A 14,705-nucleotide genomic window follows, 5' to 3' on the forward strand; every position below is an offset into this window, starting at 1 on the left:
GCGCAGATGAAGATCGCCAAGGCCAGACTGATCGACCGGGGGCAAAACGAGATCTACGGCACAGCTGCGATTGCGCTGTCGCTGTTCGTCTTCGCCTATTCGGTGCGGTTCGGCCAGGTCTCGATCCTCTTCTACTATGCCCTTTGGCTGCCACTGGTCCTGGTCGACTACCGTCGTGTGCTTGGGGATTATGTCCGCTATTCCTGGATCTTTGCCTTCGCCGCATTCGCCTGCCTCTCGGTGTTCTGGTCGGCCGCTCCCTCGGCGACGGCGCGTACGGCATTGCAATATCTAACCCACGTCGTTTGCGCCCTGATCGCCATGCGAACCATCAACATACGCACCCTTTCGCGTGGTGCGGTGATCGGAGCGGGGCTGGTCCTCATGTATTCGCTGCTGTTCGGCGTCTACCATCTTGATCCGCTTGACGGGGGGTACAGTTTTGTCGGGGCTTTCGCCTCGAAAAACCAACTCGGGTTTTACGCCTCTCTTGCCGTCTATTTCTCCTTTTGCGCCATTTTCATCCTGAGCGAGCGAAGGCAGTGGCTTTTGATCAGCGCTGGCGTGTCGCTGCTTGCTGCCTATTCGCTGATGGCCTCGCAGTCGGCGACGTCCATTCTCACGACGTTTGCAGTCGTGGCCATGGCGATCGGTCTTCGTCTCTTCCAGGCACTCAGGCCATCGAGCCGGCGCAAATTGCTGGTCGTCGGCGGCATCCTGGCAATTGCCGGAAGCTTTGTGTTTCTGAATGCCGGTGGCGCCGATATCGTGCTTGGCGCTTTCGGCAAGGATTCCACCCTGACGGGGCGCACCTATCTTTGGCAGCAGGGTGTCGAGGCAGCTCGCGCCAACCTCTTTTTCGGTGTCGGTTATCAGGCCTACTGGGTCCAGGGGCTTTCGGAAGCCGAACGCCTCTGGGATGAATTCTACATCGGGTCCCGCTCAGGGTTCCACTTTCACAACACGTTCATCGAGACTGCGGTCGAGACGGGCCTCATCGGGCTCGTGCTCCTCTGCATCGTGCTCGTTGTGACAGTTACCGGGCATTTTGGCCGCTGGGTGAAAAACGCCGTGGATCCAGAGGCTGCCGTTCTGTTTGGACTTGCCGTGCTGCTGACCATACGCGGTTTTGTCGAGGTCGATATCCTGGCGCCTTATCATGCCGGTTCGTTCCTGCTGTACTACGCCGCCGGCGTTCTTGCGGACAGAAGACGGGTGCCGCAACTTCAACCGGCAGGCTATCGGGGGCGGGCCGGTCAATCTGTGGCCAGCGATAGTTGGGTACGTCGATGATGTCCCCATCTGAGGAAACCCTCTATGGCATTCAGTACCTGCGCGGCGCGGCGGCGATCGCTGTGGTTCTGTTTCATGCGGCGGAAAGGACAGGTTACCACTTCGCCATCGGTGCGGCGGGCGTCGACGTCTTTTTCGTCATCAGCGGTTTTATCATGTGGGTCATCACCTTCCGCCGAGAGCCGACGCCACTGCAATTCATGCGCGCACGCATCCGTCGGATCGTGCCGCTCTACTGGCTCGCTACCGCCGTCATGATAATTGGTGGGCTGGGCGGCCTTTTTCCGAACCTCGTACTCACGCTCGAACATGTCGTTGCCTCGCTTCTTTTCATCCCGGCCCGTTCGCCGAGCAATGGAGAAATCTGGCCGGTCCTCGTTCAGGGCTGGACATTGAACTATGAGATGTTCTTCTACCTGATCTTTGGGAGCTCGCTCTATCTGACCCGCCGCTGGCGACTGCCCCTCATATCGGCACTTCTGATCCTTCTCGTTCTCTATGGCGCGGTAAGCGACACTGAAAACGTGGCACTGGTGACGTTCACGCGCCCCATTATCCTGGAATTCCTGGCAGGGATGGTCATCGGCGAATTCTGGATCAAGGGCAGATTTCCTTCTGCCGCTCTGGGAGTTGCGTTGGTGGCTGCAACGCTGGGCGGGTTTATCTATCTTCAAGCTGCCCGTATGCCGTTCGACACTCTCCTGTGCGGCCCTCTTGCCGCAGGGCTCGTCGTCGGGATCCTCGCAATCGAAAGAGAGTGGAGACCTCGCAGAATTCCGGTGTTCGCGTTTCTCGGGGATGCGTCGTATTCCATCTACCTCTGGCACAGTTTCGCTATTGCCGTGGTCGCTAAAGTCGGTGCCTCGGTCGGAGTTCACACGGCAATCTCCTTCATCGCCGCGGCCTCAGCTGGCATTCTGTTCGGAGTTGCGTGCCATTATCTGCTTGAAAGGGGTCTCTTGTCGCATGCTTGGAAAAGGCAACGCTCCGCGAAAGCGCCGTTAAGCTGAAAGTTCTCCTTGGAGAGGATCGAGGAAAGCTGGCGCAAGCCCCGCCCAAACAAGGAAGTGATCGAGGGGAATGCGTTCCAGACGAGCTTTCGCGCGTTGGAGTCTGGCGCCCGGCCCGCACGGATGGCGAAGCAAGCACGGGGCTGGCGGTCGTCGCTCAGGAAATTAGGGAATTCACTCAGCAGTGTGCCCAGGTCCCGCGAATATCAAGTCGCTGATCTCGGCTACCGATGAGCGGGAGGGCTGAGGCGTGATGCTGGTGGCGGCAATCGGTGGTGCGCTTGATCTCGTATTGTGGCCGGGATCAAAGCGATCGACGCACTAATGCGTCGGATCTTGCGCCAAAGCGCGAAAGGTGTTCCGGCTGCCCTTAGGTCAAGGGTGCCGCCAACTGCGGTGGACGGGCCTGAAAGGCGCGTAGCACGAAGTCGGCTCCTTCTTGGGCCAGCCTGTCTGGATCGTCGATGACGGCCTCTTCCGCGTATTCGAGGTGCGCGATCGTAATGCTCGATACCATCAGTCGACCGAGCCTTGGATCGATCTTGACGAACTCGCCATTGCGTATCCCCTGTACAATCAGGTCCTCCAGTGACCGGTAGAAGGCTTCGAGCTTGGCAGCCAGATCCGCCAGTTCGGGACTTTTGAGTGCATCACCGGTGTATATGCCTGACATGGCCATCGGCATCCGGTGCAGGCTCGAAAGATCCCAAACGAGATAGTTGTGCAGCCGTTCGGATACCGATCCAGCTGCTCGACATGCCTCCTCAATGCGGACGGCCGCCTCATTGAGACTGAGCGCGAAGATCTCCTCAACAATGGCCTTCTTGTTGGGGAAGTGGTGGAAGAGCGAGGGCTGCTTTATGTTCACAGCCTTCGCAATCTCACGCGTTGTCGTCGCGCGATATCCCAGCCGTTTGAACAGTCTAGATGCCTGGATCAAGATTTCCTGTCTTGTGTCGACTTCTTCCACTCATCTTCTCCTCATTACGCCCGGTCTGCGATCTCCCTGTGCCTGTTTACGGTCAGGGTGAAGACGTCTCGGCGGTCATAGTGACCGACGATATCGAGATCGTGCTTAAAGCGGATCGTCTCGGCAAGATCAATCGTGCCTACCACGGTCTCGCCACCAAAGACCGGACCAACACGATACTGGCCATCCGGGCCGACGATACCGGACCCGCCTTTCAGGCCATCCTCTCCACCAAGCCCGATGATGAAGGCGTCGCGGAGGGCGTCAGGCACACGTGCGAGCGGAAGGTATGTCGCTGCACTGGCGACAAAGCAGCGCCCCTCAAACGCATAGTTTCGGCAAGCAAGCTGATGGACCTCAGGCATGTCGGGCCAGGCGGCGATATGGATTTGCTCATCGGCAGCGTGGAGCGCATGTCTCGCGAGCGGATGCCAATGCTCCCAGCAGACGAGACCACCAAGTCGGCCTGCGGGGGTCTCAACCGCGACCAGTCCGGCTGCATCGCCTGGCGTCCAGACAATGCGCTCCGTATGCGTGGGCAGGAGCTTGCGGTGCACGTTCAAGACCGAGCCGTCCGGCCCAATGGTGATCAGACTGTTAAAGATGATCGCAGCCGATGATCGAGCCCGTTCATTGATTCCCATAACGACCGTGATTGCGTTTTCACGGGCTGCGTCGCACAGGGCTTTTGCCTCCGGACTGTGCAAAGCCAGACTGGCTTCCACAAGCCGGCCAAACCAATGGCGCGCCTCGGCATGATCCCAGCCTGCCATGCCGAAAACCCAAGAGGGATATCCGCCCAGCCAGGTTTCGGGAAAAATCACGAGATCTGCGCCATCAGCAGCCGCAACGCGGATTTTTTCTTGCGCCATGGAGATCGCGGCCTTGAGATCAAGAAGCGGTGGGGTGTCCTGGACGATGTGGATTTTCGTCATGATAACCTCAATGAAGGAAAGATGTGATGGCTGCGGCCGTTAAGCCAAGCGCGAAAGCGGAAAGCGAGGCGAAGTCCAACCACCAGATCAGGCGGGTCCGTGTCGGCCAGTCCGGCCACCAGGCCAATGCGCCAGTCGCGATAGCGGTGTAGAACCCGCTGACAATCAGCAACCAGCCGGTGACGGGGTGGATTTGTGCCATGCCATAGCCCAGAGCCAGCAGGATCGTGCCGATGATCAACGCATCGACATGACCTTGGCGAAGACGGGAGACCTGCTTGATCGCGAGCCAGCCCTTGGGCTTTTCAAGCGCTAGCGACAGCACCATTCCGGAAATCCCGCCGAGAGCCAACAAAACCAGGCCGGCCTGTGAGATGAAGTTCATGATGCTTCCTTGCGATGGCGAGAGGCGGCGTAGACGACGGCGAAAACCACAACAGCAGCAAAAATCAGCACAGGCGCTGCGACCAGGAGGCTAGAGGCGCCTGGTGGCGCAAGCGCAGCGCGGGGCCAGGCGATATTGGCGGTTTCGAAGGCGAGCCAGAGGAAGGCGACAAGGTTCAAGGCTGTCCCGAAAGCACCGGTGCTGAATGCGCCAGCGGGTTTCCAGCGGCCTGCGAGCCGGGCATAGAGCGCAGCACAGACGACCAAGAAGAATGTGGCATAGAGGCCCAAGGTGCCGAACGAGATCATGGTACCGATCGCCTTGTCGTTTAACCCGAGGAGGAGTGCCAGACCGGCCACCGCTGTCACAAGCATCATGGCTGCGAGGGGGACCTTGTTTCGCTCGCTTACTTTTGAAAGACGGATGGAACCGGGCAGGGCACCATCCCTTGCGAGGCCGAAGACGATGCGTCCGGTATAGGCCTGCATCGAGATGATACAGGCAAAGAAGGTGGTCACGACGACGGCGTAAAACGGCCGCTCCGCCCAGGCGCCGAGGTGTTCGGTGACGGCCGCTGTGACGGGGTCAGCGATCTGGCCGCTGACGAGTGCCTGCATGTTGGTACTGGCCAGCGTAATTGCGGCTGCCACAAGCACCACAAGTGCGCCAACGAAAGCTGTCGCGCTGATGATCGCTTTGGGAATGTTGCTTCCCGCGCCAGCGGTTTCTTCGGCGACCGAGGCGCTGGCATCGAAGCCGACAAAGGCCCAGCCGCAGACGGCGAGGGCCGTCAGGTAGGTCGCAAGTGTCGGGTCCGTCCCGAAGCTGTCGAAGAGGACGCCCACAGGCTGGCTCTGGAAGAAGAAGAGCAGGACAAGTCCTATGACCAGCGATCCGATGACTTCAGCCACAATTCCCAGATTGACCAGGAGAGCCGCGATCCGGATGCCTCGCGCATTGATGAACAGGGCTATCAGAAGAAGTGCCATGGCGATGGCCGCTCGATTTATGCCCACAGGTTCGACCCCTGCGATGAGCAAACTCACCCACGGGGCGGCGAGATAGGCAACCGTGGCCAGTGCGGCAGTGACTGCAAGCGCATAGATGATCCCGGTCACCAATCCGTAACCTTTGCCCGCAAGGCGCCCGGTCCAGTGATATGGACCGCCAGCGACGGGAAACTGCGAAGCCAGCTCCGAATAGACAACCGCAACTGTCAGCTGACCCGCCAGGGACAGAACCAGCATGAGGATCCAAGCAGGGCCCGTCAGCTGGATGCCAAGCGAGAAGATTGCGTAGAGCCCGACGACCGGCGCAACAGTCGCTACGCCAATAGAGAATACTGAAAACAGGCCAATATCCCGTTTCAGTTCCTGTTTGTAACCAAGTCCCTCCAACTGTCCGGAATCGTTCCGCGACGCTGGCGTGACAGCATTGTCTCCCATTTCAAAGCCTCCCTATCATTTGATAGGGCGACTATGTGAGAGTATCGGCGGCTTGTCAATTGCGGTCGTTGGGGCGTGTCGCCCCCTGGCAAAAGAGGTCTCGAGAGGGAGCGAAACAGAAACAGGACGTGTTCTGTGTTAAGGGAAGGGCCGGCATGAACAGCTGCTCGTGTTGGTGCCCGAAGGAGCCTTCCATTCGGACGTTGAGCACATCTCTTTGTGCTCTGGGACCAGTGCTTCGACCGCCGCGACTGTGACGAAGCCAAAAACCCCGGTTAGGCACGGTCCAGTTTGTGGGGATCCGAGCAACAAGCGCTGGCTCAGTGGTATTGCCAGGATTGTGGACCGTTTCTGCCAATCAGCGGGCCGTAGGTTCCAGCGCCGCATCGCGCGAAAGATCCTCGATCCTTGTCAGATGCTTGTTCGAGTTTTGTCGCCGCTTGCGTGAGGGATCTTCTTGCCGGGGAGGATGGATCATCCAGTTTCGATTCAACCCTGGGCTGCCGTTAACGTAAGTCTATATGTTCGCGGCGAGTACCGTTAGTCGGCTGCGGATTCTCATTGGTCGCAACGCGCGCGGATCGCGGTTGTCCATTCGCGTTTGTTCTATTTTGGTTCTCTCGAACTGTCGCGCATGTTCTTGTTTTGTATCGGAAATTCCCAAGAAATCAGAGGGTTTACCCTGTGGATAACTGTGGATAAAAGAGGTAGCCGGCTCAGCGTGTTGCGCTGAACCGGGCCTGGGGCAAGACATACGGAATAGTTGCGCTCGGCAGGCGTCCGACGCTGCCGGCAATGCCGTAGACATGGGCGATCGTCTCGTCGTCGATTGTCTCCTTGGGATGCCCCTCTCGGATCAGTTTGCCGTGGTGCAGAACGGCCAGATGATCGGCAAATTCGGCAGCAAGGTTGAGATCGTGCAGGATGGCGAGGACGGCGCCGCCGCGTCGGGCGAAGTCGCGGGCGAGTTCCAGAACCGAGATCTGGTGGCCGATATCGAGGCTTGCGGTCGGTTCGTCGAGGAAGATCGCGCGCGGGCGACCCTCCAGCACCGGATCCGGCATCTGCGCCAGCACACGCGCCAGCTGGACACGCTGTTGCTCGCCGCCCGACAGCGCGTTGTAGCTGCGCCCTTCAAAGCCTCCGAGACCGACGCGGGCCAGGGCCTGGCGTGCCGCAAAGTTGGGGTCCCGGCTGCCATGGGCGACCGCGCCCATGCGCACCACTTCGAGAGCCGTGAACGGGAAGGAGAGGGCGGTGGATTGTGGCAGCACCGCCCGTTCGCGGGCGAGATCGAGGGGGCTGAGTGTCGCTATCCGCTGGTCGCGATACAGCACGTCGCCAGAATCGGCGCGCATCTCGCCGGAGAGTGTCTTCAGAAGAGTGGACTTGCCAGCGCCATTCGGGCCGATGATCACGGTGACCTTGCCGGCTTCAAGATGCAGACTAACCTTGTCGAGAAGGGTGCGCCCGCCGCGGCGGATGGTAATGTCTTGTGCGCGGATCATCACAAGCCCTCCATGGCCTGGCGTCCCTGCCTGCCGAGCAGCAGCATCAGGAAGACAGGGGCACCGAGGATTGCCGTGATGATGCCGATCGGGAGTTCTGCCGGGGCGGCGATCGTCCGGGCGACCGTATCAGCCAGCAGAAGCAATGCGGCTCCGCCGAGGGCGGATGCCGGCAAGAGGAAGCGGTGCGACGGACCGATTGCCAGCCGCAACAGATGTGGCACGACGATGCCGATGAAACCGATCGAGCCGGCTGCGGCCACGGTTGCACCGCAGGCGGCGGCCACGGCGAGGATCGTCAAGCGCTTCAGCCGCTGGACCGGCACGCCCATGTGGAAGGCTGCGGCGTCACCCAGAATCAAGGCGTCAAGGCCGCGTGCGACAAAGGGGATGATGGCGAGCACGAAGAGCACGAAGGGCAGGATTGCCATGATCTTTGCCGTGGTGGCGCCGCTCAGCGAACCGAGGGACCAGAAGGTGATGTCGCGCAGGGCCCTGTCGTCGGCGATGAAGATCAGGAGACCGGTGGCAGCCCCCGTCATCGCGGCAATGGCGATCCCGGAGAGGATCAGCGCCGTCGTCGAGGTCTGGCCGTTGCGAGTTGCGATCACATAGAGAAGGAAGGTGTTTGCAAGGCCACCGAGGAAGGCCATCAGGGGCAGGAACTGTTCGCCGAACAGCGATTGAAGCGGAAAAAGCAGCGTCGGGCCCAGCACGATGGCGATGACGGCTGCAAGCGCTGCGCCCGAGGTCACGCCGACAATGCCCGGATCGGCGAGCGGATTGCGGAACAGGCCCTGCATCATGGCACCTGACACGCCGAGCGCGGCACCGATCAGCAGGCCCATGCCGGTGCGCGGCAGGCGGACGGCCTCCAGGATGATCAGGTTCTGCTGGTCCATGCTCGCCTGATCGCCCGTCAGATAGGCGATGAGATGCGGCAGACCGACGCCCGTCGGGCCGACCACGATCGAAACGAAGACCGCAACCGCCAGGAGGACGGCCAGCAACACCAGAACGAGGAGACCGATCGCGGATCGGTCTCCATCACGCCTGCCGAGGGTCGACATCAGGGCGAGCGTGTTCACGGTTACTGTCCTTCCGGATAGAGCATGCCATTGAGGTCGCGGGCGGCGTCGGCCGCACGCGGTCCGAGCCCGAGCAGATAGAGTCCGTCCATCGTCAGGAAGGCCTTGTTGCGGCCTGCGGGGGTCGCAGCAAGGGCCGGAAGTTCGAAGGCCTGATCGGCCGTCAGATGCTGGGCGCCGCCGCTCATGACGAGCACGACGTCCGGTGCTGCAGCGATCACGGCTTCATCGGTCAAGGGCTTGTAGCCGGTGACGCTCGATACCGCGTTTTCGCCACCGGCCAGTCGGATCATCGCATCGGCGGAGCTCTGGCTGCCGGCGGCCATGACGCGGCCATTGGCCAGCGACAAAGCGAAGAGAACCTTCTTCTTCGGTCCGGTCGCTGACTTCACCTTGTCTTCGACAGCCTTGAGGCTTGCCTCGACCGACTTTGCCAGTTCATCTGCCTTGTCGGCGCTTCCGATTGCCTGGCCGACAGCGCGGATCTTGTCGGGGATTGCTGCTGTCTCCGGCGGAGACGGGATGCTGACGTAGTTGAGCCCGCTCGCCTTCAATATGTTGACGGCATCCACCGGGCCGGCGCTGGCCTCGGCAATGATGAGGTCTGGCTTTTGCGAGAGAACACCTTCCGCCGATACCTGGCGAACGTAGCCGATATTCGGTTTGGAAGATGCTTCCGGCGGATAAAGGCTCGTCGTGTCTACGGCGACCACCCGGTCTCCTTCGCCCAGCGCGTAGATGATCTCAGTTACGGTTCCTCCGATCGCGACGATCCGCTTGGCATCCTGTGCCCATGCCGAATGCGGGGGCAAGAGCTGGAACGAGACGGCAAGGGCTAGGGCGCAGAGGGCTGTGCGGCGCGATGGACTATAGGACAACATGGATGTGCTCAAACCTATGCTCGGGCGCGCGGAATGAGGCTTTCTCGCCCCGTGCCGATCGCCAATGATGAGAATGTCAAGTGCCGGGTGGGCCCGACATTTAACTTGACTGTGCTACACAAGTTTAAATAGGAAGGCAACAGAGCGCGGTCGTTCCAAAGCGCCGGATTTCGGGGTAGACTTCCCGAGCCCATCGCATGCCCGGCCGCGACGAACCTATCTTGTCCTGCAAAGAGGGAAGCAGACCCATGTACATCGCCATGAACCGTTTTCGCGTCATCCCCGGCTTTGAAGAAGCTTTCGAGAACCAGTGGAAAGCTCGTGAGGGTCGCCTCGCGGAGATGCCGGGTTACGTCGAATTTCACATGCTGAAGGGACCGAAGGCAGAAGATCACACGCTTTATGCGTCGCACACCGTCTGGGAGACCTACGCGCATTTCGTCGCCTGGACGAAGTCGGAGCAGTTCCGTGCCGCCCATGCCCGCGCTGGCGAGAGCAAGGTGCAGTATCTCTCCGGCCCGCATTTCGAAGGCTTCGACGTCATCATCCACGAGGACCGTTCGGGTAAGCGTTCCGCCCCCGAAGCCGCGTGAGGTCATGATGGACACGCTGACGCAAACCAGCAGTGACCGGCGCGAGCGGGCGCTCGCAGCCCTGGCTGAAAAGCCCGATGGGGTCATCGAGCAGATCGCGGCAAAGGCCGAGGTTACGCCGGCTGATGTGCTCGCCATCCTTCCGGAAGGCGCAGCCGTGGTGGTGCCCTCCGAGAAATGGGAGCCGATCTGGAAGGACCTGACGTCCTGGGGCGAGATCCTGATGATCGTGCACACCGACGACATCGTGCTCGAGGTCGAGGGCAGCCTGCCGGACGGCAGCGAAGGTCACGGCTGGTTCAACATCCATGGCGACAGCCCGATCGGCGGTCACATTCGCAAGGAACGCTGTGTCTCGATCGCCTTTGTCGATCGTGGCTTCCACGGCCGCCGCTCCTGCTCCGTGTGGTTCATGAATGCGGACGGCAAGGCCATGTTCAAGGTGTTTGTCCGTCGCGACAAGGAGCGCAATCTTCTGGAGGGCCAGGTGGCCCGTTTCGAAGCGCTTCGCGCCTCGATCGTGTGACAAGCAAAAGCGATGCCGCCGGTCACCGGGGCTGGCGGCAGCTTGGATTAAGCCGTTCTTTCTTTTGCCTTTAATCGGTTCTATTGTCGCTGCGATCCCATTTGCGCACTGGACATTGTCTTGATCCGATTCCGTTCGATTTCGCTTGCCGTTGCATTGAGCCTGTCTGCAGCGGGTTCCATCTTCTTCCTTCAGTCGCAACCAGTCCTGGCGCAGAATGCTCAGACGCCTGCGCCCGCCGCGCCTGCCACGTCCGCAGCGCCTGCAGCTCCTTCTGCGCAGCCTGCACCCGTTGAGCGCGATCCCGCCGTCGAACCCGTCCGCGAAGGCGGCTTGGTGGATGCCGAAAAGAAAATCGAGGATGCCGGCTCCCGGCTTGCAGCTCTCAGCGAGCAAGTCGAGAGCAACCTGCAGCAGGACGGCGTCTTGGCCGATCTCAAGGTCAAGGTCGACGCGCTGGTCCGCGAAGTCCTCGCCATCAGCGTGGAATTGCGCCCGCGAATCGACAGCATCCAGGTTCGGCTGAAGGAACTCGGCGAGCCCCCGGCAGATGGTCAACCGGCCGAGAGCCCGAGCGTGGCGGACGAGCGGGCAAGGCTCAACGCCGAGCGCGCCGAAGTGAATGCCCTGACCGGCCAGGCAGAAGATCTGTCAATCGAGGCAAAGGCTCTGTCGGACCGGATTTCCAACACGCGTCGTGCGCTCTTCACCAGCCAGCTTTTCGAACACACGGAAATCGACGGTAGCGTTCTGGAAGAGGCTGTGCAGTCTTTCTCCGCAGACGCTGACCGGGTTCAGCGGAGCATCATGAGCTGGCTGACGTTCGTCTTCAAGTTCAAGGCATTGCCGCTGGCGATCGCCGTGATCCTGTCGATGGCACTCGCCTCGCTGATCCTGTTCGTCGAATACCGGCTGTTCGGGCGGATCAATCGCCGCGATCCCTCGATTGAGGACCCCTCCTATCTCAGCCGTTTCTCGGTCGCCTTTTTCTCGACCATCCTGCCATCCCTGGCGCTGAGCTTCTTTCTCGCCTCGACCTACTTCCTGCTCGACACGTTCAATGTGCTGCGGGCCGACATATCGCCGATCGTTGCGTCGGTGTTTGGTCTGATCGGACTTGTGTTCTTCGTCACTGCAATCTCCCGTGCCGTGCTCGCACCTGCTGCGCCCAACTGGCGTCTGGTGAAGCTTTCGAACAAGGGTGCGCGGGATATGAGCATCGCCATCTTCCTGATGGCGCTCGTCAACGGGCTTGATTACGTGCTTTCCGTGATCAGCGAGACCTACAGCTCGCCTGTGGTTCTCACCGTCATGAAGAGCTTTACTTCGTCGGTTATCGTCGGGCTGCTGCTCTTCTTCGTGTCCTTCCTCAGGCCCGTACTGTCCCAGACCGGTGAGCCAGGCGCACCCGGCCGGCCACTGCCTCGAGCCGTGACGATCACATTGCGGGTGGTGGGTGCCGTGCTCATTCTGGCCGCCGCCATCGGCTATGTCGGTCTGGCGCGCTTCCTTGCAACGCAGATCGTGCTCACGGGTGCCGTCCTTGCGACCATGTATATCGGCATTCTCACGGGCAAGGCGATCTCGGCGCCGAACCAGTTCGGCGAAACGCGGGTCGGACAGTTCGTCGCCAGGCGGTTCCGGCTGTCGGCCGTAGGGCTCGACCAGAGCGGGATTGCGGCCGGTCTCTTCATCTATGTCTTTGCACTCGCGACGGGTGTTCCGCTTATTCTGATGTCCTGGGGCTTCCAACTGCGCGACTTGCAGCTGTGGCTCTTCAACCTGTTCACCGAGATCAACATCGGCACGATCCGGATTTCGATCTTTGGTATTCTCGGCGGCTTGCTGCTGTTTGCCGGTGGCCTCGTCGTCACCCGCTGGTTCCAGAAATGGCTGGACGGAAACGTCATGGAACGCAGCCATGTCGATGGCGGGGTGCGCAATTCGGTGAAGACCGGTATCGGTTACCTTGGCACAGGTATTGCCGCCATCATCGGCATCTCGGCCGCCGGTATCAACCTGTCCAGCCTTGCGCTGGTTGCCGGCGCTCTCTCGCTCGGTATCGGTTTCGGTCTGCAGAACATCGTCTCCAACTTCGTCTCCGGCCTGATCCTTCTGGTCGAGCGGCCGTTCAAGGTCGGCGACCATGTGATCACGGGCGCGAACGAAGGTATCGTCAAGCGTATCTCAGTGCGTGCCACGGAGATCGAGACCTTCCGCAGGCAGTCGATCATCGTGCCCAATTCGGAGCTGATCAACTCGCCGCTCGGGAACTGGACGCATCGCAATCGCATGCAGCGATCGGAAGTGCCCGTCAGCGTTGCCTATGATACCGACCCCCAGGAGGTCATCGATCTGCTCTTGGAGGTGGTCAACGAACGGTCGGACGTGTTGCGCAACCCGGAGCCGCACGTGGAGTTCCTGCGCTTTGGCGCATCGTCGCTGGATTTCGAACTCCGTTTCCACCTGGCGGATATCGGTGAAGGGCTGAACGTGCGAAACCAGGTGCGGATGGAGATCCTGCGCCGCTTCCGCGCCAGGGGTATCGTCATGCCCTATCCTCATCAGGACGTCATGCTGCATATCCAGGAGCATGATCGCCAGGCGCTGTTGCGACGCAAGGTCCGTGAAGCGCCGGCCCGCCCACAGGCAGGTGAGGAATTGTCAGCGGAGCCGGATGATGACAAACTCCTGCCATGAACGCCGCATTCAGCCGCCATTCAGGCGAAATGCGGCATAGAGGGGGCAGAAGCGATCGGGAGTGTGCCGAGCGCGGTTGAGAGGACGGGGCCTGGGCTCCGCTGTCGGCATGAAGCAGTTTTACGCGCAGTTGGTCGTCGTGGCGGGCAGTGTATTGGCTGCAGGTCCCGGACTTGCGGCTTCGGTTACCAATACCGGCTCTTCCGCCGTCACACTGGTGGTGGTCGAGGACGGAACCCGCATGGAAGTGTCCCTCGATGCCGGTGGCTCGGATACGATCTGCGTATCGGGGTGCTTTCTCACGCTGCCCAACGGCGATCGGATCGGGCTGAGCGGTGGTGAGACCGTCGAAATCAAGGATGGCGTCGCTACGGTCCGGTAGCGGCAGGTGCCGTTCATCCTTTTATTCTGATATTTCGAATAATTTAACTATAAGGCAGCGCCAGTGCCCATGCAGCCCCTCGGTTAACGCTTCCGCAAAGGCCGGACGATATATGTCTTGCTTACGAACAAGACACACATAAAGGCGAGCCATGGCTGTTCTCGGCGTTTCTGGAATGCAGTATTCGGGAGAAACCTTTCCGGAGGTCCGGATTATCCTCGGCGAAGATTCAAACGTCTTCACCCAGATGATCAGTCAGCGCCTGAACGAGCTTATGGGTGTCGATGTTGAAATCTGCAGGACCTTCGAGGATCTGCAGATGGCCAACGAGCTGTCGCAGGAGCCGGTCAAACTCGCAATCTCGAACATCAACCTGCCGGGGGCCGAGAACGGCGAAGCACTGGAATACCTGATCGACTGTAACATCCCCACGGTCGTCTTCACGGGCACATTCCAGGACGAGATGCGCGAAAAGCTGCTCTCCAAGGACATCGTCGACTACATCCTCAAGGACAACGTTTTCGCCGTGGAGATGCTGGCGGAATCGGTCTATCGCTTCCTTACCAACCATCGCCACCATGTTCTGATCGTCGATGACAGTCCGACGGCGCGCGCGCTGCTTTCGAGCCGGCTGCGTCGCTACAATTTCCGCGTCAGCCTGGCCGAAAGCGGGGCCAAGGCCATCGAGATCCTGAAGGCGAATTCGGATATCGGTCTTGTCGTCACCGATTACAATATGCCTGACATCGACGGCTTCGAACTCACGCGCCGCATTCGCTCCGTGCGTGGCTCGCACGAACTGAGAATCATCGGCGTCTCCTCATCGACCAACCGGTTGCTTTCAGCCCGCTTCCTGAAGGTGGGCGGCAATGACTTCATGCTGCGTCCGTTCATCGATGAAGAATTCTACTGCCGCGTCAATCAGAACCTGGATACCCTGGTCCAGATTAAAGCTGCGCAAGCCCGCAAAAAATAGGTGCGACTTATAA

14 protein-coding genes are annotated in these 14,705 nt (G+C 60.3%); 7 read left to right on the top strand and 7 right to left on the bottom strand.

The window, feature by feature from the left end; translation table 11 throughout:
• Window positions 1–6 precede the first annotated feature (6 nt).
• Window positions 7–1,293: an O-antigen ligase gene (locus H6M51_RS09825; RefSeq protein ID WP_185809687.1), complete on the top strand. Its 1,287-nt coding sequence runs from the start codon at window positions 7–9 to the stop codon at window positions 1,291–1,293.
• On the top strand, window positions 1,290–2,303 hold the full coding sequence (locus H6M51_RS09830; RefSeq protein WP_281418943.1) for an acyltransferase: 1,014 nt from the start codon (window positions 1,290–1,292) through the stop codon (window positions 2,301–2,303). The genes H6M51_RS09825 and H6M51_RS09830 overlap by 4 nt, the downstream gene beginning before the upstream one ends.
• A gap of 370 nt (window positions 2,304–2,673) precedes the next feature.
• On the opposite strand, the gene H6M51_RS09835 is transcribed toward H6M51_RS09830, so the two are convergent.
• The 7 genes from H6M51_RS09835 to H6M51_RS09865 all read right to left on the bottom strand — a co-directional run bounded on the left by H6M51_RS09835 (window position 2,674) and on the right by H6M51_RS09865 (window position 9,515).
• On the bottom strand, window positions 2,674–3,273 hold the full coding sequence (locus tag H6M51_RS09835; RefSeq protein ID WP_185809688.1) for a TetR/AcrR family transcriptional regulator: 600 nt from the start codon (window positions 3,271–3,273) through the stop codon (window positions 2,674–2,676).
• A 14-nt stretch (window positions 3,274–3,287) separates the two neighbouring features.
• Complete coding sequence (locus H6M51_RS09840; protein WP_185809689.1) at window positions 3,288–4,208, bottom strand: carbon-nitrogen hydrolase family protein; 921 nt, start codon at window positions 4,206–4,208, stop codon at window positions 3,288–3,290.
• A 7-nt stretch (window positions 4,209–4,215) separates the two neighbouring features.
• On the bottom strand, window positions 4,216–4,593 hold the full coding sequence (locus tag H6M51_RS09845; RefSeq protein ID WP_185809690.1) for a hypothetical protein: 378 nt from the start codon (window positions 4,591–4,593) through the stop codon (window positions 4,216–4,218).
• Window positions 4,590–6,038, bottom strand: coding sequence for an APC family permease (locus H6M51_RS09850; protein ID WP_185809691.1), 1,449 nt, complete (start codon window positions 6,036–6,038; stop codon window positions 4,590–4,592). Before H6M51_RS09850 ends, H6M51_RS09845 begins: the two co-directional genes overlap by 4 nt.
• Before the next feature lie 716 nt (window positions 6,039–6,754).
• Window positions 6,755–7,546 carry a heme ABC transporter ATP-binding protein gene (locus H6M51_RS09855; RefSeq protein WP_185809692.1) on the bottom strand — a complete coding sequence of 264 codons (792 nt, stop codon included), beginning with the start codon at window positions 7,544–7,546 and terminating at the stop codon, window positions 6,755–6,757.
• The gene (locus tag H6M51_RS09860) at window positions 7,546–8,616 is read right to left on the bottom strand and encodes an iron ABC transporter permease (protein WP_210314799.1); all 1,071 of its coding nucleotides are present in this window, start codon (window positions 8,614–8,616) and stop codon (window positions 7,546–7,548) included. Before H6M51_RS09860 ends, H6M51_RS09855 begins: the two co-directional genes overlap by 1 nt.
• A 20-nt stretch (window positions 8,617–8,636) precedes the next feature.
• Window positions 8,637–9,515, bottom strand: coding sequence for a hemin ABC transporter substrate-binding protein (locus tag H6M51_RS09865; protein WP_185809694.1), 879 nt, complete (start codon window positions 9,513–9,515; stop codon window positions 8,637–8,639).
• Window positions 9,516–9,763: 248 nt separating this feature from the next.
• Here H6M51_RS09865 and H6M51_RS09870 point away from each other — a divergent pair, with 248 nt between their 5' ends.
• The 5 genes from H6M51_RS09870 (at window position 9,764) to H6M51_RS09890 (ending at window position 14,692) form a co-directional block, all read left to right on the top strand.
• Entirely contained in the window at window positions 9,764–10,108 is a 345-nt protein-coding gene (locus H6M51_RS09870) for an antibiotic biosynthesis monooxygenase (protein WP_185809695.1), read from the top strand.
• A 4-nt stretch (window positions 10,109–10,112) separates the two neighbouring features.
• A complete protein-coding gene (gene hutX, locus H6M51_RS09875) occupies window positions 10,113–10,634 on the top strand; it encodes a heme utilization cystosolic carrier protein HutX (RefSeq protein WP_185809696.1) in 522 nt (173 codons plus the stop codon).
• 120 nt (window positions 10,635–10,754) lie between these two features.
• Window positions 10,755–13,334: a DUF3772 domain-containing protein gene (locus H6M51_RS09880; protein ID WP_185809697.1), complete on the top strand. Its 2,580-nt coding sequence runs from the start codon at window positions 10,755–10,757 to the stop codon at window positions 13,332–13,334.
• 109 nt (window positions 13,335–13,443) lie between these two features.
• The gene (locus H6M51_RS09885; protein ID WP_185809698.1) at window positions 13,444–13,716 is read left to right on the top strand and encodes a hypothetical protein; all 273 of its coding nucleotides are present in this window, start codon (window positions 13,444–13,446) and stop codon (window positions 13,714–13,716) included.
• A 151-nt stretch (window positions 13,717–13,867) separates the two neighbouring features.
• A complete protein-coding gene (locus H6M51_RS09890) occupies window positions 13,868–14,692 on the top strand; it encodes a response regulator (protein WP_185809699.1) in 825 nt (274 codons plus the stop codon).
• The last annotated feature ends 13 nt before the right edge of the window (window positions 14,693–14,705 follow it).

This window comes from Rhizobium sp. AQ_MP, assembly GCF_014237835.1.
Classification (GTDB): Bacteria; Pseudomonadota; Alphaproteobacteria; order Rhizobiales; family Rhizobiaceae; genus Allorhizobium.